The 23,778-nt window shown below is 71.8% G+C and carries 25 protein-coding genes, 1 tRNA gene and 1 pseudogene; 24 read left to right on the top strand and 3 right to left on the bottom strand.

Features of this window, described 5'->3' with window-relative positions:
- The first annotated feature begins 10 nt into the window (after positions 1–10).
- The 4 genes from OXG55_15015 (at position 11) to OXG55_15000 (ending at position 4,800) form a co-directional block, all read left to right on the top strand.
- Positions 11–937, top strand: coding sequence for a polysaccharide deacetylase (locus OXG55_15015; GenBank protein ID MCY4104548.1), 927 nt, complete (start codon positions 11–13; stop codon positions 935–937).
- Between the two features lie 110 nt (positions 938–1,047).
- Positions 1,048–2,172 (top strand): ABC transporter permease, encoded by a 1,125-nt coding sequence (locus OXG55_15010; GenBank protein MCY4104547.1) that lies wholly within the window; start codon positions 1,048–1,050, stop codon positions 2,170–2,172.
- A 21-nt stretch (positions 2,173–2,193) separates the two neighbouring features.
- Positions 2,194–3,837: a sugar ABC transporter ATP-binding protein gene (locus OXG55_15005; protein MCY4104546.1), complete on the top strand. Its 1,644-nt coding sequence runs from the start codon at positions 2,194–2,196 to the stop codon at positions 3,835–3,837.
- A 210-nt stretch (positions 3,838–4,047) separates the two neighbouring features.
- Positions 4,048–4,800, top strand: coding sequence for a RidA family protein (locus OXG55_15000; GenBank protein ID MCY4104545.1), 753 nt, complete (start codon positions 4,048–4,050; stop codon positions 4,798–4,800).
- Positions 4,801–5,004: 204 nt separating this feature from the next.
- Here the strand turns inward: OXG55_15000 and OXG55_14995 are convergent, their stop codons facing one another.
- From OXG55_14995 to OXG55_14985, 3 genes are read right to left on the bottom strand one after another with little or no spacing between them, the layout of a single operon-like run.
- On the bottom strand, positions 5,005–5,133 hold the full coding sequence (locus OXG55_14995; protein MCY4104544.1) for a hypothetical protein: 129 nt from the start codon (positions 5,131–5,133) through the stop codon (positions 5,005–5,007).
- Between the two features lie 6 nt (positions 5,134–5,139).
- Positions 5,140–5,550, bottom strand: coding sequence for a DUF2335 domain-containing protein (locus OXG55_14990; GenBank protein MCY4104543.1), 411 nt, complete (start codon positions 5,548–5,550; stop codon positions 5,140–5,142).
- A complete protein-coding gene (locus OXG55_14985; protein MCY4104542.1) occupies positions 5,547–5,780 on the bottom strand; it encodes a hypothetical protein in 234 nt (77 codons plus the stop codon). Before OXG55_14985 ends, OXG55_14990 begins: the two co-directional genes overlap by 4 nt.
- Positions 5,781–6,133: 353 nt before the next feature.
- Here OXG55_14985 and pucD point away from each other — a divergent pair, with 353 nt between their 5' ends.
- From pucD to panC, 20 genes and pseudogenes are all read left to right on the top strand, one after another.
- Positions 6,134–8,473, top strand: a complete 2,340-nt coding sequence (gene pucD, locus OXG55_14980; GenBank protein MCY4104541.1) for a xanthine dehydrogenase subunit D — start codon at positions 6,134–6,136, stop codon at positions 8,471–8,473.
- A 130-nt stretch (positions 8,474–8,603) separates the two neighbouring features.
- Positions 8,604–11,246, top strand: a complete 2,643-nt coding sequence (locus tag OXG55_14975; GenBank protein ID MCY4104540.1) for a molybdopterin-dependent oxidoreductase — start codon at positions 8,604–8,606, stop codon at positions 11,244–11,246.
- Positions 11,247–11,486: 240 nt separating this feature from the next.
- Positions 11,487–12,536 (top strand): amidohydrolase family protein, encoded by a 1,050-nt coding sequence (locus OXG55_14970; GenBank protein ID MCY4104539.1) that lies wholly within the window; start codon positions 11,487–11,489, stop codon positions 12,534–12,536.
- A gap of 85 nt (positions 12,537–12,621) precedes the next feature.
- The gene (locus tag OXG55_14965) at positions 12,622–13,632 is read left to right on the top strand and encodes an LLM class flavin-dependent oxidoreductase (GenBank protein ID MCY4104538.1); all 1,011 of its coding nucleotides are present in this window, start codon (positions 12,622–12,624) and stop codon (positions 13,630–13,632) included.
- A gap of 105 nt (positions 13,633–13,737) precedes the next feature.
- Positions 13,738–15,177: an amidase gene (locus OXG55_14960; GenBank protein MCY4104537.1), complete on the top strand. Its 1,440-nt coding sequence runs from the start codon at positions 13,738–13,740 to the stop codon at positions 15,175–15,177.
- A 258-nt stretch (positions 15,178–15,435) separates the two neighbouring features.
- Positions 15,436–15,645, top strand: coding sequence for a type II toxin-antitoxin system HicB family antitoxin (locus tag OXG55_14955; GenBank protein ID MCY4104536.1), 210 nt, complete (start codon positions 15,436–15,438; stop codon positions 15,643–15,645).
- Between the two features lie 6 nt (positions 15,646–15,651).
- A pseudogene (locus OXG55_14950) lies at positions 15,652–15,804 on the top strand (type II toxin-antitoxin system HicA family toxin).
- Positions 15,805–16,227: 423 nt separating this feature from the next.
- A tRNA-Thr gene (locus tag OXG55_14945) sits at positions 16,228–16,300 on the top strand.
- A gap of 68 nt (positions 16,301–16,368) precedes the next feature.
- Positions 16,369–16,599, top strand: a complete 231-nt coding sequence (locus OXG55_14940) for a type II toxin-antitoxin system VapB family antitoxin (protein MCY4104535.1) — start codon at positions 16,369–16,371, stop codon at positions 16,597–16,599.
- On the top strand, positions 16,586–16,978 hold the full coding sequence (locus OXG55_14935; protein MCY4104534.1) for a PIN domain-containing protein: 393 nt from the start codon (positions 16,586–16,588) through the stop codon (positions 16,976–16,978). The genes OXG55_14940 and OXG55_14935 overlap by 14 nt, the downstream gene beginning before the upstream one ends.
- Before the next feature lie 58 nt (positions 16,979–17,036).
- The gene (locus OXG55_14930) at positions 17,037–17,639 is read left to right on the top strand and encodes a sigma-70 family RNA polymerase sigma factor (protein ID MCY4104533.1); all 603 of its coding nucleotides are present in this window, start codon (positions 17,037–17,039) and stop codon (positions 17,637–17,639) included.
- Entirely contained in the window at positions 17,636–17,947 is a 312-nt protein-coding gene (locus tag OXG55_14925; GenBank protein MCY4104532.1) for a hypothetical protein, read from the top strand. The genes OXG55_14930 and OXG55_14925 overlap by 4 nt, the downstream gene beginning before the upstream one ends.
- Positions 17,948–17,956: 9 nt before the next feature.
- Complete coding sequence (locus OXG55_14920; protein ID MCY4104531.1) at positions 17,957–18,109, top strand: hypothetical protein; 153 nt, start codon at positions 17,957–17,959, stop codon at positions 18,107–18,109.
- Positions 18,110–18,134: 25 nt separating this feature from the next.
- Entirely contained in the window at positions 18,135–19,208 is a 1,074-nt protein-coding gene (locus OXG55_14915; GenBank protein MCY4104530.1) for a zinc-dependent metalloprotease, read from the top strand.
- Positions 19,172–20,218, top strand: coding sequence for a tRNA lysidine(34) synthetase TilS (tilS, locus tag OXG55_14910; GenBank protein ID MCY4104529.1), 1,047 nt, complete (start codon positions 19,172–19,174; stop codon positions 20,216–20,218). Before OXG55_14915 ends, tilS begins: the two co-directional genes overlap by 37 nt.
- Positions 20,215–20,799 (top strand): hypoxanthine phosphoribosyltransferase, encoded by a 585-nt coding sequence (hpt, locus tag OXG55_14905; GenBank protein ID MCY4104528.1) that lies wholly within the window; start codon positions 20,215–20,217, stop codon positions 20,797–20,799. The genes tilS and hpt overlap by 4 nt, the downstream gene beginning before the upstream one ends.
- A gap of 76 nt (positions 20,800–20,875) precedes the next feature.
- Entirely contained in the window at positions 20,876–21,769 is an 894-nt protein-coding gene (locus tag OXG55_14900; protein ID MCY4104527.1) for a dihydropteroate synthase, read from the top strand.
- A gap of 30 nt (positions 21,770–21,799) precedes the next feature.
- Positions 21,800–22,420, top strand: a complete 621-nt coding sequence (locus OXG55_14895) for a hypothetical protein (protein ID MCY4104526.1) — start codon at positions 21,800–21,802, stop codon at positions 22,418–22,420.
- Positions 22,417–22,872: a 2-amino-4-hydroxy-6-hydroxymethyldihydropteridine diphosphokinase gene (gene folK / locus OXG55_14890; GenBank protein ID MCY4104525.1), complete on the top strand. Its 456-nt coding sequence runs from the start codon at positions 22,417–22,419 to the stop codon at positions 22,870–22,872. The genes OXG55_14895 and folK overlap by 4 nt, the downstream gene beginning before the upstream one ends.
- A 7-nt stretch (positions 22,873–22,879) precedes the next feature.
- The gene (panC, locus tag OXG55_14885; GenBank protein MCY4104524.1) at positions 22,880–23,746 is read left to right on the top strand and encodes a pantoate--beta-alanine ligase; all 867 of its coding nucleotides are present in this window, start codon (positions 22,880–22,882) and stop codon (positions 23,744–23,746) included.
- Positions 23,747–23,778 lie beyond the last annotated feature (32 nt).

The raw sequence follows: 23,778 nt of genomic DNA, 5'->3' as shown, positions 1-23,778 counted from the left end.
GAGGACCCGGATGAAAAGCGAAGAACACACGATCTGCCTGACCTTCGACTTCGATGCGATCTGTCTCTGGCTCGGCTCCTTCGGGGCGGAGACACCCAGCATGTGCTCGCGGGGCGAGTTCGCCGTCCCCGGCCTGATGCGTGTGCTGAAGCTGCTGGAGAAGCACGACGTCCCGTCCACCTTCTTCGTGCCGGGCCACTCGGCCCACCTGTATCCGAGCTACGTGAAGGAGATCGTGGACAAGGGTCACGAGATCGGGCACCACGGCTGGAGCCACCGCAACCCCACCAAGCTCTCCCGCGAGGAGGAGCGGCGCGACTTCGAGTTGGGCTTCGAGGCGCTCGACTGGGCGGCCGGTGTCACCCCCACGGGGTGCCGCACCGCCGCGTGGGACTTCAGCCCCAACACGCTGGACCTCATGATCGAGTACGACCTCGACTACTCGTCCACGTTCATGGCGAACGACTTCTACCCGTACTACCTGCGCTCGGGCGACGAGTTCCCCAAGAACGAGCCGTTCGTCTTCGGCGACCTCGTCGACGTTGTCGAACTCCCGCCGAGTTGGGGGCTCGACGACTTCCCGCCGCTGGAGTACGTGTGGGGTATGAACCAGGGGCCCAACACGCCCTCGCAGGTGCGGGAGCTGTGGCAGGGCGAGTTCGACTACATGGTCGAGAACTGCCCCGGCGGGATGTACGTGCTCACGTGCCACCCGCAGTTCATCGGCCGGGGGTCGCGCCTGAAGATGATGGACGAGCTGATCGAGCACATGAAGGGTGACGGGCGGGTCTTCAGCACGCTCGGCGATCTGGCGGCCAAGTTCCGGGCCGAGAACCCCATGGAGCAGTGGGCGGCGGAGAACCCCCACCTCACCGGGGCCGCGGCCCGCCCGCCGGAGACCTCCGAGAGGCTGCGTGCCCTGATGGAGGCGCCCTAGAGGCTCCTGCAGGCAGGTTCCTGAAGACACAGTCCGCGGGCTCGCTCCGGGCCGGAGCGCGACAGCCGGGGAGCGACCGTTGACGATGCACACGCCCGGTCGGGGCTCCGGTGACTGACCGCTCGCCGGCCGAGCGCGCCCCGCTGGCGGCTGGCAGCTACCGGCTCTCGCTGCGGGACTGGGCCGCCAAGCACGCCACCGAGCTGCAGTTGCTGGTGGGCCTGGGGCTTCTGATCCTCATCTTCTCGCTGATCGAGCCGTCCATCTACCCCACGGTGGACAACGTCCGCAACATCGCCCGCCAGGCGGGGATCCTGCTCGTGGTGTCCATCGGCCAGATGTTCGCCATCACCGTCGGCGGGTTCGACCTGTCGGTGGGGGCCAACATGGGCTTCACCAGCGTCGCCACCGCTCAGGCGCTCGGGGCCCACGGCGTCGCCTCGGCCATTGTCATCGGGCTGCTGGTCGGCGCCGCGATCGGACTGGTGAACGGGCTGCTGATCGCCAAGCTGCGCGTCAGCCCGTTCGTCGTCACGATGGCCATGCTGTACTTCCTGACCGGGTACTCCAATGTCCGCAGCGCCGGGTCGTCGGTCATCGCCAACGATCCCTCGTTCCAGTGGTTCGGGCGCACCGACTGGGGGTTCCTGCCCTCCACGATCGGGATCGGCCTCATCGTGCTGCTGCTGGCGATGGTGTTCACGGGCCGCACCCGCATCGGCCTCTACGTGTACGGCATCGGCGGGAGCCGCGAGACGTGCCGTCTGGCGGGGATCCCGGTCGCCCGCTACGAGACGATCACTTACATGATCACCGGCATGCTCGCCGGTGCGGGCGGGATCATGGCCGCCTCCCGGGTGTCGGTCGGCCAGACCGGCCTCGGGGCCGGCTACGAACTGCGGTCCATCGCCGCGGCGGTGATCGGGGGCGCGGTCATCGGCGGCGGCAAGGGCCGCCTGAGCGGGGTCTTCCTGGGTGTGGCGCTCATGACCTCCCTCACCGTGGGGCTGGGAGTGACCGGCACCAGCACGTTCCAGCAGCAGATGGCCATCGGCGTGGCCCTGGTCGTGGCGGTGCTGATCAGCCAGGTCCGCGGGGGGCGCATCCGCCGGATGGCCGATGTCGTGCCGGCGTTCGCGCAGCTTTTGGGCCTGGCCCGTCGCGACGAGGATCACGACCGGCGCACCCCCGCCGCGGCCCCCGCCGCGGATCCGACCGACGATGACACCGGCTGAGCCGAGTTCCGGGGCAGGGACGTGGCACTGGGCCGCCGCCGGCGGCTCCGGCGGACGATGACACCGGCTGTGCTGAACTCCGGGGCGCCCTCGGGCGCGCCGGCCGTGCGGGACGGGTCCGGCGACGCCGCCGCGGCCCGCCTGGAGGGCATTTCCAAGTCGTTCCCCGGCGTGAAGGCGCTGGACGACGTGTCCCTGGACGTGCGGCGCGGCGAGGTGCACGCCCTGCTGGGTGAGAACGGCGCCGGCAAGTCCACCCTGGTGAAGATCCTGGCCGGGCTGATCCGCCCCGACTCGGGCCACATCCGCCTCGACGAGGCCGAGGTGGTGTTCCATGGGTTCCGGGACGCCCAGCGGCGGGGCATCAGCTACGTGCCCCAGGAGGTGCAGGCGGTGCCCGACTTCAGCGTCGGGCGCAACATGCTGCTGGGCTTCGAGGGGCCGTTCGACCGCAAGGGCAAGCTCAGCGCCAAGGACCGGCGGCTGACCCGGGAGGCGCTGGATCTCTGCGGCGCCTCGTTCAGCGAGTCCGCCCCGGCCGGCCGGCTCAGCGTGCCGGAGCTGCGGCTGGCCCAGATCAGCCGGACACTGCTGCATCCGGGCGACGTCATCCTTCTGGACGAGCCCAACGCGGCGCTGTCGGAGAACGACGCCGCGGCGATGCTGGAGCGCCTGCACACCCTGCGCGACCAGCAGAAGGCGATCATCTACGTGAGCCACCGGCTGACGGAGGTTCTGGGCATCGCCGACCGGATCACGGTCCTTCGTGACGGCCACGCCGTCGGCACGTTCCCCCGGGCGGAGCTCGACAAGGACAAGATCGTCTCGTTGATGACGAAGGACAGCACGCTCGGCGACAAGGAGCCGGCCGGCACGGTCGAAGCGCTCGAGCGGGTCGAGACGGCGGCGCAGCGGGCTCAGCCGGTTGCGGCGACGAACGGCAGGCCGCTGCTCGAGGTGGACTCTCTGACGAGCGATCCCAACCTCACCGACGTCACGATGAGCGTGCGCCCGGGGCAGATCGTCGGCGTGGCCGGTGTGCAGGGCTCGGGTCACGGCCACCTGCTGCGCGCCATCGCGGGTGTCGACGGCTACGACCGGGGCCGGATCGCCGTCGGGGGCCAGAGTCTTCACCCGGCGGTCGTGCGCCATGCCTACCGGGCCGGTGTGGTGCTCGTTCCCGCCGATCGCCGCGCCTCGGCCATCGTGCCGGGGCTGTCGGTTCGGGCGAACCTCACGCTGCCCATCCACTCCACGGCGAGGCGGGCGGGGCTGCGCCGGATCCGCAAGGAGCGGCAACTGGCCCGGGAATACGTCGATGCGCTCGGCATCCGGCCCGCCAACACCGAGATTCTCGCCGGGAACCTCAGCGGCGGCAACCAGCAGAAGCTGGCGCTGGCGCGGGCGCTTGTGTCGAAGCCGAGCGTGCTGCTGCTCGACGAGCCCACACAGGGAATCGACGTGGCGGCGAAGGCGGAGATCCTGGCGCTGATCCGCCAACTGACCCAGGACGTCGGGTTCGGCGTGGTGGTGGCGTCCTCGGAGTTCGAGGAGCTGCTCGCCGTGGCCGACGTCATCCACGTCATGAGCCGGGGCCGCCTGGTCGCCACGTTCCCCACCGAAGAGGCGGACTACGAGCGCATCCTGCACGCCGCCCTGACCTAGCGGTTGAGAATCCGGGAGCTTGCCGAGCAGTGTCCGAGATCCTACCCGTCGTCGTTCCGGCGCAGGCCGGAATCCATTCCCAGCAGGCATTGCCGAGTGTCCGGGATCGTCTCAGTCGTCGTTCCGGCGCAGGCCGGAATCCATTCGGCGGCGGTTCCGGTTGAGTCCGCTGTCCACTGTCCAGCACGTACGTAGAAACGGAGACATCCCATGGAGCTGCTCGCCAACCCCCGAGGCAACTACTGCTTCCTGTCGGGCATCGATCCCTACTCCTGCGGCGTGGTCGCCGACCCGGGCCACGAGGTGGTCTACACCACCCTGCGCACGCCGCTGCCCTGGCGCGACGGCTTCGAACTGATCGACGCCCACCTGGCCACCGCCGGCCGGGGCCGCGAGGCCCTGTGCGGCATCCAGCTGCGCTCGCCGGAACCCTTCACCATGGCGGGGTTCAAGGAGTTCAACAAGGGCTACATCGAACTGCTCCAATCCTGGGGCCTGTACATGGGCGACCTAAACCCCGTCGCCCGCACGAACGTGGCTCCCGAGGACTTCCCGCCCGAAGTCGTCTCCCTGCAGGCCTTCTCCTACACGTCCCCCGCCGGGCCGGACGCGCCCATGACCTTCGTCGTGGCCGGCGCCGGCGAGCTGCGCGAGGCGGCCCTGGATGAGGACACCATCGTCCGCAAGGGCGAGCTGGGCCCCGACGCCATGCGCGAGAAGGCCCGCCACGTGGCCGCCATCATGGAGGAGCGCCTGGTCGGCCTGGGCGCCGGCTGGCACCAGGTCACCACCGTGGACGTCTACACGGTGTACCTGCTGGAGGGCCTGCTGGAGGACGCCGTGCTGCCCACCGTCGGCGAGGCCTCACGTCACGGCCTGCGCTGGATCAACTCCCGCCCCCCGGTCCGCGAGATCGAGTTCGAGATGGACCTCCGCGGCACCCGCACCGAACTGACCCTCTAAGCAACTCCTCAAGGGCTGGGCAGCCAACCAGCCGGCGCCCGGAGTGCCCTGCCAGCGGGAGTCGCAGATCGGTATAGTATGAAGTACCCCCCTGGGGTGAGCAGCCCCAGGCCGACGGCCTCGACTTGAAGTCGGGGCCGTTCTCTTTCTGGATGCTGCCGTCGGTGTGCAGCCCGCTGCTCCATGGTGCTTACAGCCGGTGTGCTACCAGGGTCGGTGGATCTCGATCCTGTTGCTGGACACCTCGTCGGAGGCGGTGAACAGAGGTAGTCCCAACTGCTCGGCCAGAACCAGTGCCGACAGCCGAGACATGTCGCTTGGATGTGAGATCACCCTCGATTAACGGTCTTCGGGCTGCTCGCGACGACGGCCGCGGCGGGCCAGCAGGATTGTCACGCCGATCCATCCGATCGGGCTGAGCCCGAGCGCCACGCCGCCAGCGGGAGTGACTGCGATCGCAAGCCAGACAGCGCCTGCCACGATCGCGAGGATCATGACAGTTGTGCATGACACCAAGACCACACTCGACGACAGAGTCTTGCGCTGCATCTCGTGCCGGTGATTCGCGGCCTGCTCAGCCATCTTGAGGATGCGATCGCCGACGTCGGCAGAGATGTCGAAATAGCCTTGGAGTTCCTCGGGTCGAGGTAGCGGGCTTTCCCGCTGGTACATCGCGACTTGCACGTCCGCTCCCGCGGGCGGTTGGGGCGCTTTCTCGACCTCCTCCGGCCGGATCGGCTGGTCGGTCACGCAGGCGAGGAAGACAGTGAGTAGTCGGCGTCGCTGGCGGCCTGCTCCAACGGATACCGCTTCATGGCACCGCGCAGGTCATCGCCAACCTCTTGCCAGACCTGTCTCAGGAACTCGTCGGCGTCGTCGGGCTCGGGCGACATGAAGGTGCTCCCCAGCCACTGAGCCATCTCAGCGAGCAGGGGACCGCTGATATTCCGGGCGGTGATGACGAGCAGAGTTTCCCTCATCGCCGATCAGAGCCTTTCCGGTAGCAGTGGAGTGGGCAGGATAGCAACAGGGACGCCGCTCGTTGAATCGGCGGTCAAATCCCGAGCCCGAACTCAACGGAGCCTCGGGCGTTCCGCTTCGGCACCCGAGCCCGTGCGGTCGGCAACTCAAACGGCACTGCATGCAGCACTAGATAGACCCTACCATGACCTCCCTTCATCCCGCTCTCAGCAGTTCAGGCGCATAATCCGGTGCTCGATGGCGTCCGTCGGTACGCCCATCCTTTGACGAAATGTAAAATTTGGTGTGTACTTATGGGGTGAGCCGGCTGGTGGATGGCGACGTGGTTGAGGACAACGTGGTGGTTGACGACATGGTGCTGAGCGCGGCCGCTGGCGTCGAGGCGCCGGCGCGGCCCCGCACGACGGGGCGCGTCGGCGAGAGCGTGGCGCGGCCCGACGGCATCCCCAAGACCACGGGCGCCTTCGCCTTCTCGTCCGACCTCTGGGCCGACGGCATGCTCTGGGGCCAGGCGCTGCGGTCGCCGCACCCCCATGCCCGCATCCGCTCCATCAACATCGCCCCCGCTCTGGCCATCGGCGGGGTGCGGGCCGTGCTGACCGCCGACGACCTGCCCGGCACGGGCCTCTTCGGCATCGAGCACGCCGACCAGCCGGTCCTGGCCCACGACGTGGTGCGCTACTGCGGCGAGCCGGTGGCCCTCGTGGCCGCCGACCACCCCGAGATCGCCCGGCTGGCCGCCGAGGCCATCGTCGTGGACTACGAGCCGCTGGCGGCCGTCACCGACGCTACCGCCGCCGCGGACGCCCCGCCCATCGGTCCCGAGGGCAACCTGTTCCGCCACATCCGCATCCGCCACGGCGACGCCACCGCCACCGGCGACGTGGTCGTGGAGGGCGACTACGAGGTGGGCATGCAGGATCAGGCCTTCATGGGCACCGAGTCCGGCCTGGCGATGCCCACCGTCGACGGCGGCGTGGAGCTGTTCATCTCCACCCAGTGGCTGCACAACGACCAGCGGCAGATCGCCGAGGCGCTGGGCCTGGCACCCAGCGACGTCCATCTCACCCTCGCCGGCGTGGGCGGGGCCTTCGGCGCCCGCGAGGACGTCACCCTGCAGATCCACCTGTGCCTGCTGGCGCGGCACACCGGGCGCCCCGTGAAGATGCTCTACAACCGTGAGGAGTCGTTCTTCGGCCACGTGCACCGCCACCCGGCCCGCATGCGCTACCGCCACCACGCCACCGCCGACGGCCGCCTCGTCAAGGTGGAGGCCGAGATCATCCTCGACGGCGGCGCCTACGCCTCCACCACCGCCGCGGTCCTCGCGAACGCCAGCTTCTTCGCCACCGGCCCCTACAAGGTGCCCAACGCCGCCGTGGACGGCTGGGGGATGCGCACCAACAACCCGCCGTGCGGGGCCATGCGAGGCTTCGGCGTGGTGCAGGTCTGCTTCGCCCATGAGGCCCAGATGGACCGGCTGGCCGACGCCCTGGGCGTCGACCCGCTGGAGTTGCGGCTGCGCAACGCCCTGGCGCCCGGCGACACGCTCATCACCGGCCAGCAGATCACCGGTACCGCCCCCGTGGCCGAGCTCCTCGAGGCCTTGGGCGAGTACCCGCTACCGCAGGGAACCGACGGGGCGGGCCGATACGGCACCGGCGGCAACGGCGCCGCCGGCGCCATGGCCCGCCCCGGCGGCGCCGGACGCACCGCCGACGACAGTCATGTGCGGCGGGGCGTCGGCTACGCCGCCAGCATCAAGAACCTCATGTTCTCCGAGGGCTTCGACGACTACTCCACGGCGGCCTGCCGGCTGTCCGACGGCGTCGCCACCATCACCTGCGCCTGCGTGGAGGTGGGCCAGGGGTTCGTGACGCTCGCCCAGCAGATCGCCCGCGAGGTTCTGGGCGTCCAGCAGGTGCTGCTGGACCCCGCCGACACCGCCATCGGCTCGGCCGGGTCGTCCTCGGCCAGCCGCCAGACCTGGATGTCGGGCGGGGCGGTGCTGGCCGCCTGCGAGGGGGTGCGCGACAAGGTGCTGGCCTACGTGTCCGCCGAGTGTGGCATCCCGCCCACCGAGCTGTCCCTGCGCGACGGCCAGGTGATCTCCGACAGCGGGCTCAGCCGCGACCTTGCCGACATCAGCGCCGAGCGGGACTTCCGCCACGAGATCGAGTACCACCACGCGCCCACCACCGAGGTGGACGCCGACGGCCAGGGCGAGCCGCACGTGTCGTTCGCCTTCGCCGCCCACCGCGCCGTCGTGGACGTGGACGCCGACCTGGGGCTGCTGCGCACCGTGGAGGTCGCCACCACCCAGGACGTGGGCCGCATCCTGAACCCACAGCAGGCGGTCGGCCAGATCGAGGGCGGCATCGCCCAGGGCGTCGGCCTGGCGGTCATGGAGGAGATCGTCCTGGACGGCGGCCGGGTGCGCAACGCCAGCTTCACCGACTACCTCATCCCCACGGCGCTGGACATGTGCGACGTGCGCATCGCCCGCCTCGTGGAGGAGCCCGAGCCGGGCGCCCCGTTCGGCGCCAAGGGCATCGGCGAGCCCCCCACCATCTCCTCCACGCCGGCGGTCGTGGCCGCGGTTCGCCAGGCCACCGGCCTGCCGCTGAACCGGGTGCCCATCCGCCCCTCCGACATCGCCCTGCACCCCGACCGCGCCCCGGCGCGATCCTGAGCCCCAGCCGCCGAGCCGCCAACCTCGCCAAGACCCACAGATCCCAACCGAACCCCAAGCGAAACTCAACCGCCGAGCCGCCAAGCTCGACCAGACCCAAACCGAACCCCAGACCACCGGAGGAAGCACCGTGGCGCAGTTCGAACTCAACGGCACCACCGTGGAGTGCCGCGACGACCATCCCCACCTGCTGGAAGCCCTGCGCAGCGAGCTGGGCATCATCTCGCCCAAGGACGGCTGCTCGCCGACCGGCCAGTGCGGCTGCTGCGCCGTGCTGCTGAACGGCCGCGCCCGGGTGGCCTGCCAGGTGCCCCTCGACAAGGTGGAGGGCGCCTCGGTGCTCACCCTGGAGGGCTTCGACCCCGACGAGCGGGACCGCTACGCCGGCATCTTCGCCGACCACGGCGCCCTGCAGTGCGGCTTCTGCATCCCCGGCATCCTGGTCCGCGCCAAGGCGCTCATCGACCGCAAGGGCGCCGACCTGACCCGCGAGGAGGCCTCCCGGCACCTCGGCGGCCACCTCTGCCGCTGCACCGGCTACGTCAAGATCCTCGACGCCGTGGAGGACCTGGCCCACGGCAAGGAGCCCGCCCTGACCCAGCCCGGCATCGTCGGCACCCGGGGCATCCGCTACGAGGCCACCGACCTGGCGTGCGGGTTCCGCCCCTACATCGACGACATGACGCCCGACGGCTGCCTGCACGCCGCGGTGCGCCTCGCCGACCATGCCCGCGCCGACGTGGTGCGCATCGACTGTGCCCCCGCGCTGGCCGTGGACGGCGTGGAGGCCGTCTTCACGGGCGCCGATGTGCCCGGCGAGCTGCGGGTGGGCATCATCCACAAGGACTGGCCGGTGTTCATCCCCGAGGGCGGCCGCACCTCCTACCTGGGCGACGTGCTGGCCATCGTCGTGGCGACCGAGCGGGAGATCGCCCGCCACGCCGCCACGCTCATCGACATCGAGTACCGGCCGCTCGAGCCGATCACCGATCCCGTCGCCGCCGTGCAGGACGCCCCCGACGCCGTCTGGCAACTCGACGGCAACGTGCTGTCGGTCTCCAAGTACGATCGGGGCGACACCGACGCGGCGCTGGCGGGCTCGGCTCATGTCATCAGCGAGACGTTCCAGACCCAGCGCATCGAGCACGCCTTCCTGGAGCCCGAGTCCACCCTGGCGGTGCCCCGGCCCGACGGCGCCCTGTACGTGTATTCCGGCGGCCAGGGCGTGTGGGACGACCGCAACCAGATCGCCTCGGTGCTGGGCGTCGACCCCTCCATGGTGACCGTCGAGCTTGTCAGCAACGGCGGGGCCTTCGGCGGCAAGGAGGACATGTCGAACCAGGCCCAGACGGCGCTGGCCGCCCACCTGCTCGGAAAGCCGGTGAAGTGCACGCTGTCGCGGGAGGAGTCGCTGCTGCTGCACCCCAAGCGCCACCCCATCCGCATGGACTACACCGCCGGCTGCGACGCCGACGGCGGCCTCACCGCCCTGCGGATCCGCATGATCGGCGACTCCGGCCCCTACGCCTCGGTGGGCATGAAGGTGCTGGAGCGGGCCGCCGGCCACGCCAGCGGCCCCTACTCGGTGCCCAACATCGACGTGGAGTCGGTGGCGGCCCGCACCAACAACCCCGTGTGCGGGGCCTTCCGGGGCTTCGGCGCCAACCAGGCGCAGTTCGCCATGGAGGGCGTCATGGACCGCCTCGCCGCGGCCGTGGGCATCGACGGCTGGGAGATGCGGTCCCGCAACGTCGTTGTGCCGGGCTCGGTGTGGGGCCCCGGCCAGATCATGGACGAGGGCTGCGTCGGTGCCCGGGTGTGCCTCGACGCCGTGAAGCCCACCTACGACGCCGCCCGGGCCGCCGGGCGCCCCGTGGGCATCGGCCTGGGCCTGAAGAACTCCGGCCTCGGCAACGGCCTGCGGGAGGTCGCCAAGGCGGTCGTGCGCTTCGAGCCCGACGGCACCGTGGAGGTGCGCCACTGCTGGACCGAGATGGGCCAGGGCGTGCACACCGTCGCCCAGCAGGTCGCCGTCACCGAGTTGGGCGTGGCCGCCGAGAACGTGCGGGTCATCGTGGACACCAGCCGCGAGCTGGGCGCCGGGCAGACCACCGGCAGCCGGGGAACCCTCATGGGCGCCGGCTCGGTGGCCGACGCCTGCCGGGCGGCGCTGGCCGACGGCTGCCGGGAGGGCGTCGACTACGAGGGCAGCTACATCGTGGACTGGACCGACTCGCTGCGCGACGACGTGGAGAACCCCAAGATCCACTCGTGCTTCGGGTTCGCCTGCCAGCTCGTCGAGCTGGACCCCGACAGCGGCGACGTCACCCGGGTGCTGGCCGCCCACGACGTCGGCAAGGCCGTGAACCCCACGCTCTGCGAGGGCCAGATCGAGGGCTCGGTGCACATGGGCCTCGGCTACGCCCTCACCGAGGGGTTCCCCTCCGACGCCGACGGCCGCCCGCTGAACGCCACGCTGCGCAGCCTGGCCATCGTGCGGCCCAAGGACATGCCGCCGGTGGACGTGACGCTGGTGGAGGTGCCCCAGCCCGACTCGCCCTACGGCATCAAGGGCGTGGGCGAGATCGGCCTGGTGCCCACCGCCGGCGCCGTGGCGGCCGCCCTGCAGGACTTCGACGGCACCTGGCGCAGCGAGCTGCCCATGCGCAACGACTCCAACCGGGAGCGCCCCTGGGGCCCGTTCGGCAACGGCAGCAACGGCAGCGGAAACGGCGCCGCCGCCCCAACCCCCGCTCAGCCCGCCACCGTCTGACGTGACCGCCGCTTTCGGTTGTTGGTCCGTCCGGGCGGGGCCGCCGGTGGCCGTCGGCGGATCGTCTGGCGAAATCGATCCGGCGCCGCCCCCCGGCGTCCCCGACCTCGCTGGTCAGCGGATGACCGGGCGGCGCTGCCGGTGGCGCTCCGGCGGCCTCGGAATGGCCGCCTACGGCGTCCACCGGCGTCCCTGCCCTACCCGGGTTGGCGATGAGCCGCCGCCGAGCTTCCTGAGCCGATGAACTCCCCCTACACCACGCCCGGCCTCGTTTGCTCCCACCATCATCTGTACTCGGCGCTGGCGCGGGGGATGCCGGCGCCTCCCCGGACGCCGCATGGGTTCCTGGAGATCCTGGAGTTGATCTGGTGGCGGCTGGATCGGGCGCTGGACCTCGACCTCATCCACTGGTCGGCCATGCTCGGGGCGCTGGAGTGCCTGGAGGTGGGGTGCACGGCGGTGATCGACCACCACGAGTCGCCGAACGCCATCGAGGGGTCGCTCTCGGTCATCGCCGATGCGTGTGCCGCGGTGGGGGTGCGGGTGAGTTGTGCCTATGGCGTGACCGATCGACACGGCGCCGAGGGGGCCCGCCGGGGGCTGGCGGAGAACGAGCGGTTCCTGCGTGCGGGCGGCGACGGCTACGTGGGCATCCACGCGGCGTTCACCTGCACCGACGAGACCCTGGAGGCCGCCGCCGGACTGGCCGCCGACCTCGGTGTCGGCGTGCACACCCACGTGGCCGAGGGGGAGGCCGACGCCCCGGCCGCAGAGCGCCTCCGGGATCTCAGCCGCCCGGACTGGCTGCTCATCCACGGCGTGCACCTGCCCGAGGGCCACGAACTCCAGGGCACCGTGGTGCACAACCCCCGCTCCAACATGAACAACGCCGTGGGCTACGCCCGGCCGGCCCGCTTCGAGGCGACCGGCAACCCGGTCGCCCTGGGCACCGACGGCATCGGCTCGGACATGCTGGACGAGTTCCGCATCGCCTACGTGCGCCTGCGGGAGAGCGACGTGACCGCCAGCCCGGAGACGCCCTGGCGGTGGCTCTCGGCCGGCTGGGACCTCATGCCCGAGGCCCGCAACGACCGCGTCACCTGGAACTACGCCGCCATGGAGCCCTGGCACGTGGCGTTCAGCCCCGGCGTGCGCCCCGAGCGGGTGGAGGTGGCCGGCGAGGAGGTCTGGGCCGACGGCCGATCCACCCGCGTCGACGGCGCCGAGGTGCGGGCCAAGGCCGCCGAGGCCGCCCAGCGCCTCTTCCGCCGCCTCGACGAACTCGACTGACCGTCTACGAGCACGATCCACCGGCGCGATCCACCCGACGGCCCCCCGACCCGACACGTCCGAGCCCGACCACCAGGAGACACCCATGAGCGATGACGGCACCCGCGTGGCCATGTACCTGCAGGACGCCCACCCCCTGCGTGAGGCCATGGAGTACGTGCAGTACGCCGAGTCCAAGGGCTTCGAGGCCGTCTGGCAGGCCGAGAGTCGCCTCGTGCGCGAGGCCACGGTGCCGATGGCGGCCTTCGCCGCGGTCACCGACCGCATCAAGGTGGGCTCGGGCGTGGTGGCCTCCTGGACCCGCAACGCCGCCCTGCTGGCCGCCACCTTCTCCACCCTCGACGACCTGGCCCCCGGCCGGGTGCTGCTGGGTGTGGGCGCCTGGTGGGACCCTCTCGCCCGCAAGGTCGGCATCGACCGGGCCCGCCCGCTGCGCCAGATGCGCGAGGTGGTGGAGTCGGTGCGTGCCCTGCTGGCCGACCAGAACGTCACGTACGACGGCGAGTTCGTGCAGCTCGACGGCGTGGAACTCGACTACGTGTTCCAGGAGCGGCGCCCCAAGGACGTGCCGATCTACATCGGCGCCACCGGCATGAAGATGATGGAGCTCACCGGCGAGATCGCCGACGGCGTGGTGCTGAACTACCTGGTGTCGCCCACCTACAACCAGCGGGCCATGGAGGCCCTCGAGCGGGGCGCCGCCCGCGCCGGCCGCTCGGTGGACGACCTGGACCGGCCCCAGCTCGTGGTCTGCTCGGTGGACGAGGACCGCCGGGCCGCCCTCGACGGCGCCCGCCTGCTGGTCACGCAGTACTTGGGCCAGCAGCCGCACATCATGGCCGCTTCCGGCGTGCCCGAGTCGCTGCTGGAAGACGTGGGGCGGGTGCTCACCTGGCCGGCAACCCTCGAGCAGGTGCAGGAGGCCTCCAAGCTGGTGCCCGACGACGTGGTGCAGATGATCTGCGCCGCCGGTACGCCCGAGGAGTGCCGCGAGAAGGTGGAGCACTACCGCGACAACGGCTGCACCTGCCCCATCCTCTACCCCCTCGGCGACGACGTCCGCCTCATGATCGACACCTTCGCCCCGGACTCGTGAAGCTCCCACCCTCCCTCAGTCGGTCGGTCCGGCGGGGGCCGCCGACCCTCGCCCTCACGCTCGTCATTCCGGCGAAGGCCGGAATCCAGGAGCGGGCGCGGCACCATGATTGACGAGCGGGACTACATCGCGCACGATGCCGTCGGGCTGGCGGCGCTGGTGCGGGCGGGGAAAGTGTCGCCGCGGGAGTTGACCGAGGCGGCGATCCGGCGGATCGAGGCCCGCAACGGCGAGCTGAACGCCGTCGTCCACAAGCTGTACGACAAGGCCCTGGCGGCCGCGGATTCGCCCGATCTGCCCGACGGGCCGTTCCGGGGCGTGCCGATGCTGCTGAAGGATCTCTGGCCGGCCTCGGCGGGTGACCCGGTGCACCTAGGCATGGTGGTGCTGCGAGACGCCGGCTATACCCACCCCACCGACGGCAACCAGGTCACCTGTCTGCGCCGCGCCGGCTTCACCTTCCTGGGGCGCACCAACACGCCCGAGCTGGGTCTGGTGGCGACCACCGAGCCGCTCGCCTACGGCCCCACCCGCAACCCCTGGAACACCGATCACAGCCCCGGCGGCTCCTCGGGCGGCTCCGCGGCGGCGGTTGCCTCGGGCATGGTGCCGGTGGCGGGCGGCGGCGACGGCGGCGGTTCGATCCGCATCCCCTCCGCGCTCTGCGGGCTGGTGGGCCTCAAGCCGTCGCGGGGGCGGGTCTCCAATGGCCCGCACGAGGGCGAGTCCGGCCTCACCGTTCTGCACGTCCTGGCCGGCACCGTCCGCGACACGGCCGCCCTGCTCGATGTTCAGGCCGTGCCGTTCCCCGGCGACACGGTCATCGCCCCCCGACCGGAGCGCCCGTTCGGCGAGCTGATGTTCCGCAAGCCCGGCCGGCTGCGCGTCGGCCTGTGGCTGGACTCGCCCGGCGACGGCAGGGTGGAGGTGGATCCCGAGTGCGTCGCGGCGGCGGAGCGGGCGGCTCTGCTGCTGGAACAACTCGGTCACAGCGTGGAGGCCACCGGCCCGCCGGCGCTGACCGATGAGCGCCTGCTGGCCAACTTCGCCAAGACCTGGGGGGTGGCGACGGCGTCCGCCCTCGACGAGGTGGGCGAGATGATCGGCCGGCCCCTCACCGAGGCCGACGTCGAGCCGGCCACCTGGTTCTCGGCCGAGCGGGGCCGCGAGACCCCCGGCACCGACCTGCTGAAGACGCAGAACGCCCGGCAGCTCTTCGGCCGGGCCATGGCCGCCTGGTGGGCCGACGGCTGGGATCTCCTGCTCACCCCCGCCACGGCCAAGCCGGCCCCGCCGATCGGCGAGTTGGTGTCCACCCCCGACAACGTCCTGGCGAGCTTCGTCAACTCGCTGCCGTACGGCACGTTCACCCTGCCCTTCAACCTCAGCGGCCAGCCCGCCATCTCGATCCCCATGGGCCGCACTGCCGAAGGCCTCCCCCTCGGCGTCCAACTCGCAGCCGCCTACGCCCGCGAGGACGTGCTGCTGCAGGTCGCCGCCCAGATAGAAGCCACAAACCCCTGGCCCCACCTCGCCCCCGACTGACCCGCTTGTCGGCGGGCCTCACATGGTGCCTGGCCCGGGCGGGGCGCCGGCGGCGGGCGCGTCAGTCAACCGGTCGGAGGGAACCTCCATGTTCTTGCTGGCGAGTTGGCGGAGGACGGAATCCCCGTCGTGCCCCTGGCATCGCTCGGCCCTTGAGGGTGGTCCCTCCCAGAGGCGCTCAGCGCAGGGTCGAGGCAGCCCTGCTCCGACGCGCCACTACCATGGCGGGCGATGTCAGCTATTCAGGATCGTGGATCGATGCAGAGTTACACAGCCGTCGTCGAGCGCTGCCCGGATACAGGGCTCTATGTCGGTTATGTCCCAGGCCTTCCCGGTGCGCACAGCCAGGGCGAGACGCTCGATGAACTCAATGACAACCTGAAGGACGTCATTGCCTTGATCCTCGTCGACGGCGAGCCCGCGATGGCAGGCGAGTTCGTCGGCACTCAGGTCGTCGTGGTGGCCTGAGTCCGAGTGGTGGCAGTTCCGGTCCTCAAGCCACGCGAGGCCATAGCCGTGCTTACAAGCCTGGGATTCGAGGAAGTCCGCCAGCGCGGCTCGCACAAGCACTTCCGACATACCGACGGGCGAGCGACAACGGTGCCGGTGCATGGAGGGCGTGACCTTCCTCGGGCGTGGTGACCCGGACCGCCAAGTCTCGCCGGGCGCATCGGACTTCCAGATGCTCGCCCAGAGGTTCGTCCGACGATCCGTCGGCGAGGAATATCGCCCTGTAGATCATGCAGGGACGGACTCGAGCGAGAGTTGCGTGCCGACCGGACTGGTCAGGAAGGGAAGGATATCGGTCTTCGTGACCGGAGGCACGTCGAGCCGGACCACGCCGAGGCCCGAGGCTGTCTCGCCTGACGAATCCATAACCTCTCCCCGGCTCTCCGGTCCCGGACACCGTAGGCGCCGCGGGCGCGGATCAGGGGGTCTCGAGGGCCTGCGGCTGTCAGATCGTCTGAGCGGCCTGTGATGCTCGGTGGCGCCTGAGCCGTTAGCCTGTCGAGCGATGTCCGCCGCGGGCCGGTCCCCGGCGACATCGGCGCCCGGGTAGCTCAGTCGGCAGAGCGATTCACTCGTAATGAATAGGTCCGGGGTTCGATTCCCCGCTCGGGCTCAGGGGGAGGTTCGCCGTCTCCGGGCCGCGGTTACACATCAATACACATAGAGGTGTAGACTGCGGCCGTGAGCCGGACCAACATCGATATCGACGACGACCTGATCGAGCGCGTCATGCGCACGTTCGGGCTGCAGACCAAGCGCCAGGCGGTGCATCTAGCCCTGGAGCGCCTGCTCGGGGGTGGGCTGATGAGCGTCGAGGAGCAACTCGCCATGGAGGGTGCCGGCTGGGAGGGCGACCTCGACGCCATGCGGGCCGACCGGTTCGGCGACTGGGGCAGCGGTGCTGCTGGCTGACACGTCGGCCTGGATCGAGTTCCTCAGAGCGACGGGATCAGCCGAAGCCCACCGCATGCGGGAGGCCGTAGCCAGGCGCGAAGTCGTGGTGATCGACCCGATCCTGCTGGAGGTCATGGCCGGCGCCCAGCGCGACTCCGTCGCCTCCCTGCAGCGGCTGCTGGCCGCGCAGCATGTCGAGGGGCTTACCCCGCGGCTCGACTGGCTCGATGCCGCCAGGATCTACCGGGACTTCCGCCGGCGGGGTGAGACGTTGCGTTCGCAGGTGGACGCCCTGATCGCGGCCGTTGCGATCCGCCTCGACGTACCGGTGCTGCAACGCGATCGCGACTTCGCCGCCATCGCGCGGCACACGCCACTGCGCATCGTCCCGACGTGAGATTCCAGGTAGCGGTGGGCGGGGGTTGAGCCCCGCGGGTGGCTTCTAGGCTGGTGGTGTGGCTGATCGGGCTCGATTCGCCGAGTTGGCGATGCCCTACATGGACCAGCTCTACGGCGCCGCCCGGCGCATGACGCGCAATGACGCCGCCGCCGAGGACCTGGTGCAGGAGACCTACCTGCGGGCCTACAAGGGCTTCGACCGCTTCGCCGAGGGCACCAACCTGCGGGCCTGGCTTTTCCGCATCCTCACGAACCTGTTCATCAACGAGTACCGCCGCCGCAAGCGCCGCCCCGAAGAGGTGGACCTGGGCGACACCGACACGCTCTACCTGTACCGGGGCCTCGGTGGCGCCGACAGCGCCCGGCTGTCCCGCAGCGCCGAGGACGAGCTGCTCGACGGGATCACCTCCGCCGAGGTGCGCGACGCCATCGAAGCGCTCCCGGAGTCCTACCGCGTGGCCGTGCTGCTGGCCGACGTGGAGGGCTTCGCCTACAAGGAGATCGCCGAGATCCTCGACATCCCCATCGGCACGGTCATGAGCCGGCTGCATCGGGGAAGAAAGCGGCTGCGCCAGACGTTGCAGGAATACGGGGAGGCCCGCGGCCTCGTCGACGACGACTCCCCGGTTGCGGCCATATCCCCCGGAGCACAGAGATGAACGAATTCCCGCCCCCCGACCCGTTCGGGCCGCTCGCCGAATGCTCCGGGGTGCCCGGCGCTTGCCCGCACGCCGCGCAGCGGATCCTGCAGGCCACCGAGGGCATCCCCGACGCCGGGCGCATCGCCGCGCTGCGCCGGGACCTGGAGAACTGCGCCCCCTGCACCGCCACCTTCGACACGCAGATGAACGTGCAGAGCCTCGTGGCACTGCACTGCCGGGAGCAGGCCCCCGAGTCGCTGCGCATCCGCATCTCCGAGACCCTCCAGCGCATCGACCTGAGCCAGATCGACGTCACCGACCTCTAGGATGTGGCCGTGGCCCTGATGGCGGTTGTCTGGCACTGGTGGATCGCCCCCCTGCTGGTGGCGCTCACGGTCCTGGCGATCATCGCCACGATCGCCGGCTACTTCAAGGTCGTACACGGCCGGCGCTACCCGCCGCGGGGCAAGGAGCGGGCGCCCGAGTGAGCGGCCCCGCTGATCGGGACACTCCGTGAGCCAAGCAGTCGACTGGGATCTGGCCCAGCGGGTCGCCTTCCGGGTGGCCGAGCGCGGCACCCAGCCCGACCTCCGGTCACCGGCGGTCCGCTCGATCGGCCGAGACTTCAGCGAGGCCACCGAGCAGGCCGAGCGGCTCGTCGCCGAGGCCACCGGCCTGGAGGTGGCGAGCAGGGCGCGGGCCATGGTGGTGGACCGCCGCTCGTGGATCCGGGCCAACGTGGCGTCGTTCCAGCGGCTGCTGCGCCCCCTCACCGACCGCATGGCCAACAACGTCGACGAGTCGGGCCCGATGCACGAGATCACCCGCATGATGAGCGGCGCCGAGGTGGGGGCGCTGCTGGGCTGGATGTCCACCCGGGTGCTCGGCCAGTACGACCTGCTGATCATTGAGGACGACAAGCTCGACGACCAGGACATGGTGTACTACGTCGGTCCCAACATCGCCGTGCTGGAGCGCCGCCACGGCTTCCCCAGCCGCGAGTTCCGCCTCTGGCTGGCACTGCACGAGACCACCCACCGGGCCCAGTTCATGGGCATCCCCTGGCTGCGCCGGCACTTCCTGGGTCTCGTGGACGAGGCGCTCGACGTGGTGGACCCCGACCCCGGCCGCATGATGGAGGCCGTCCGCCGCCTCGTGGAGGCCCGCCGCAGCGGTGAGGACCCGTTCCGCCAGGGCGGCCTGACGGCGCTGCTGGCGCCGGAGTCCCAGCGGGGCACCCTCGACAAGCTGTCGGGGATGATGAGCCTGCTGGAGGGCCACGGCGACGTGACGATGGACCGCGCCGGGGCGGATCGCCTCTCGGAGTCCGGCCGGTTCGGCCGCGTGCTGCGGGCCCGGCGCTCCTCGGCCCGCGGCCTGAACAAGCTGCTGCAGCGCCTCGTGGGCATCGAGGCGAAGCTGTACCAGTACCAGGCGGGGGAGGCGTTCATCGACGCGGTGGAGCGCCAGGAGGGGACGGCGTTCGTGGAGCGGGCCTGGGAGGCGCCGGACTGCCTCCCCAGCATGGGCGAGATCAGGTCCCCGAAGCTGTGGATCGACCGGATGAACGCCCGCGCCGCGGCCTGACCGCGGCCCACCCGGCGCCCGGCGCCGCCCCGGTCGGCGCGGCGCCTCCGTTGCGGAGCGCCATCGCTGCGGGCGCCTTCGAGCCGTTCCTGCGGCGCTGCACCTTCCCCCCGCCACCGGCTGCGGTGACCTGCGCCGTCTCCGGGGGTCCGGACTCCCTGGCGCTGCTGGTGCTGGCCCGTGCCGCCGGCCTGGAGGTCACGGCCGTCTACGTGGATCACGGCATCCGCCCCACCTCGGCCGCCGATGCCGGCGTCGTGGCGGCCGCCGCCGCGGCGGTCGATGCCGGCTTCCGCTGCGAGTCGGCGTCGGTGGCCCCCGGTCCCAACCTGGAGGCGCGGGCCCGCAGCGCCCGCTACGCCGCGCTGCCCGACGGCACGCTGCTGGGCCACACGGCGGACGACCAGGCCGAGACCGTCCTGCTGAACCTGCTGCGGGGGGCCGGGCCGGCGGGTGTGGCCGCCATGGAGCCCACCCGGCGCCGCCCCCTGCTGGGCCTGCGGCGCGCCGAGACGGCGGAGGTCTGCCGGCTGGCGGGGCTGACGCCCGTGCTCGACGAGTCGAATCTGGATCCGGCGATCCGCCGCAACCGGGTGCGCCACGACCTGATCCCGCTGCTGGAGCAGATCTTCGAGCGGGACGTCACGCCGCTGCTGTGCCGCCACGCCGACCTGGCCCGCGAGGCCACCGAGGCACTGGACGCGGCGGTCGTCGACCTGGATCCCCGCGACTGCGCGGCGCTGGCGGCGGCACCCCGGGCGCTGGCCCGCTGGGCGCTGCGCCGCTGGATCACGGAGGGCCGCTGGATCACCGAGGCCCGCGGCACAACCGCCCGCGGCGAGCGGCACCCGCCCGACCTGGCGGCGGTGGACCGGGCCCTGGCGGTGGCGCTGGGCGAGGCGCGGGCCACCGACGTGGGCGGTGGCTGGCGGGTGCGCCGCAGCGCGCAGCGCCTGCACCTGGAGCCGACCGCGGGCGCCCCCGCCGTCTGCCAGACTGACCCGCCATGAGCACCGCACCGCAACCCGACAGCGCCTCGGGCAACGGTCTGAGCACCCCGCCGGGGCCCGAGCTCATCGCCGCCGACGCCCTGCAGCGGCGCATCGTCGAACTCGGCGAGGAGATCACCGCCGACTACGCCGGGCGCCGGCCGCTGCTGGTGGGGGTGCTGAAGGGGGCGTTCATGTTCATGAGCGACCTGATCCGCCGGATCGACCTGCCCGTGGAGCTGGACTTCATGGCGGTGTCCTCCTACGGCGCCTCCACGAAGACCAGCGGCGTCGTGCGCATCCTGAAGGATCTGGACGTGGACCTGGCCGGCCGCGACGTGCTCCTGGTGGAGGACATCGTGGACAGCGGTCTCACGCTGGCCTACCTGCGGGACCTGCTCATGGCCCGCTCGCCGGCCTCGCTGCAGGTCTGCGCCCTGCTGGTGCGCGAGGGCAGCCGGCCCAGCGCCGCCGAGCTGCGCTACGTGGGCTTCGAGGTTCCGCCCGAGTTCGTGATCGGCTACGGGCTGGACTTCGCCGAGCGCTACCGCAACCTGCCGTACATCTGCATCTACGACCAGAGCGCCGCCGCGGTGGACTGACGCCGCGGGCCGAGCGCCGGGCATCCGCCGGTAGCCTGCGGGTCGAGCAGAAGCCGAGACGGATCCGGTCCGAGACATGGAGACGAAGGTCATGGGCGTGCTCCGCCTGGCGCCCGACATGTTCGCCGACAACGGCCGGTCCCTCACGCGTGCGGCTGTGACCAGCGGCCGCCGCATGATCTCCGAAGGGGCGGACATCGTCGAAATCGCCTGCACACCCCGCGCCGGCCCCCCGCCGGCCGAACAGGTGGCGAACGTCGTCGAGGCCCTCGCCGGCGATGCGCGGGTGGCCCTCGCCACCGCTTCGCCGACCCTGGCAGCCGCGGCGACGGCTGCGGGTGCCACGCTCATCTGTGATCACTCGATGCTCCCGGGGGCTGCGCCCGGCGGCACCCGGGAGGCGCTGGCCGGCGTGGCGGCGGAGGCCGGCGCCGGCTGGGTGGCGGTGCACACGGCGGCCCCGGTGCCGGTGACGGACGGCGAGCCGGGCGGGAGTCAGTCCCGCGGGGGGAGTCCGTCCGGCAGGAGGCGGTCCGGCGGGGGGAGTCCGTCCGGCGGGAGGCCGGCCCTGGTCGAGGCGCTGGAGTCGCTGGAGGCTCAGGGCGAGCGGGCGGGTGCCGCAGGGCTGTCGGAGATCTACCTGGATCCCGGCATCGGCTGCGGGCGCTCCCGTGAGCAGGACCTGGACCTGCTGGGCGGCCTGGAACGCCTGGCGGCGCTCGGCCGGCCGCTGGTCGTGGGGACCGGGGACGGAGGCCTGATCGACGAGCTCCACGCCGCCGCCGACACCCGCCGTGTTCCCGTGCCCGACGCTGCCGCCGAGCGCGACGCCGATCGCCTGGAGGGGGCGCTGGTCGTGGCGGTCTGGGCGATGCTGGCGGGGGCGGCCGTGCTCCGCACGCGCCACGTGGCCGCCACCGTGGAGGCGGCGAGGATCGTGGGCGCCCGCCGGCCGGTGGGGGCGCCATGAGAGGGCATCGGCCGTGAGAGGGCATCGGCCATGAGAGGGCGCTGGGCCGACGGCATCGAGCCCCGGAATCTCGTCTGGGTGGTGAGAGACCTGCTCGCCGTCTGCGAGCGGCCCGGCGGCTACGGCGCCAACCATCGGGCTGTGCGGCGCACCGAGGAGATCATCTGGATCCGCCGCCACGAGTTCGACTGCATCGTGTCGCTGCTGTCGGGCCCGCACAACCTCCACAGCTACGACGAACACGAGATGCCCTACCTCCACCTGCCGCTCGGCGACGCCGCCGACGTGGCCCCGACGCTGGCCGCCTTCGCGGAGATCACCCGTCGCGTCGAGGCGGGGGAGCGTCTGCTGCTGCACCACGAGCGCGTCGACGACACCCTCGCCGGGTTCCTCGCCGGCTACTGGCTGTGGATGGGCCGCTACCGCGACGTGCCGTCGGCCCTGCACGCCACCGAGCGCCTGCTGCGCCGCCCCATCGGCCAGCGGGGCCGCGAGACCGTGCTGGGCATCGCCGGCACCGGCGTGACCCGCGGCGACGCCCCGACCGGCACCGGTCCCGGCGGACCTGCCGGCGACCCCAACCCGACCGACGCCGGCGCCGGTATCACCGAGCCGCCGGCGACGCCCGCCTGGCGGAGCGCCGACCGGTGAGACGGGCGTTCCTGGCTCTGGGCTCCAACCTGGGCGACCGGCGAGCCCTGCTGACCGCAGCGGTCGCCGCGATGGGTGACGTGGTTGCGGTGTCGCCGGTCTACGAGACCGACCCGGTGGGCCCTCCCGGCCAGGGCCCCTATCTCAACGTCGTCGTGGAGCTGCGCACCGAGCGCTCCGCCCGCGAGCTGCTGAAGGCGGCCCTGGAGCTGGAGGCCACCGCCGGGCGCCGGCGGCGCGTCCGCTGGGGGCCGCGCACGCTGGACGTGGACGTGCTGTGGGTGGAGGGCGAGACCGTCGATGATCCCGACCTCGGCGTTCCCCACCCGCGCATGCACGAGCGGGCCTTCGTGATGGTGCCCCTCGGCGATCTGGCCCCCGAACTGGCGCCGGGCTGGCATGTCGACGGCGCCGACGGCGTGCGCCCCGCCGGCGAGCTGGGCGGCGCCTGAGCCGGCCTTGAGCGACGTCCGCCTGCTCCGGACGGTTGCGGACGCGCGGGCGTTCTGCGAGGCGGCCCGCGGCCGCGGCGAGGTGGTCGGCCTGGTCCCCACCATGGGGGCGCTGCACGAGGGGCACCTCAGCCTGCTGCGCCGCTCGGTCGCCGAGACCGACGCGACCGTCGTGTCGATCTTCGTGAACCCGCTGCAGTTCGGCGCCGGCGAGGACCTCGCGGCGTACCCCCGGGGCTTCGAGGAGGACGTGCGGCTCTGCGCCGTCGAGGGCGCCGCGGCGGTCTTCGCCCCCGGTGCCGCCGAGATGTACCCGGCGCCGCCGGTCACCGGCCTGGACTTCGGTGAGCTGTCGGCGCCCCTGGAGGGCGTCCACCGGCCCGGGCACCTGTCGGGGGTGGGCGTGGTGGTGGCGAAGCTGTTCGCCATCGTCGGGGCGTGCCGCGCCTACTTCGGCGAGAAGGACTGGCAGCAGCTGGCGGTGGTACGGCGCCTGGCGGCCGACCTGTCGCTGCCCGTCGTGGTCGTGGGCTGCCCCACCGTGCGCGAGCCCGACGGCTTGGCCCTGTCGAGCCGCAACGCTTACCTCGGCGCCGCCGAGCGGGCCGCGGCGGCGGTGCTGCAGCGGTCGCTGCGGGCCGGCGCGGCGCTCATCGAGGCGGGGGAGCGACGCACCGGGGCGGTGGAGGCGGCGATGGCCGAGGTCCTGGCCTCCGAGCCCCTGGTGGGCCCGGTGGACTACGCCTGCGTCGTGGACGCCGCCACGCTGGCACCGCGGGAGCCGCTGGCCGGCGAGATTCGCCTGCTGGTGGCGGCCCAGCTCGGGGGCGCCCGCCTGATCGACAACCTCGGCGCCACCGTCCCGCCGACGTAACCTGCGAGTGCGCACGCGCCCCCGAACCGGTG

The sequence above is a fragment of the bacterium genome, assembly GCA_026708055.1.
Classification (GTDB): domain Bacteria; phylum Actinomycetota; class Acidimicrobiia; order Acidimicrobiales; family CATQHL01; genus VXNF01.
Note: the sequence above shows the minus strand (reverse complement) of the source record. Positions and strands in the feature narration are given on the sequence as shown.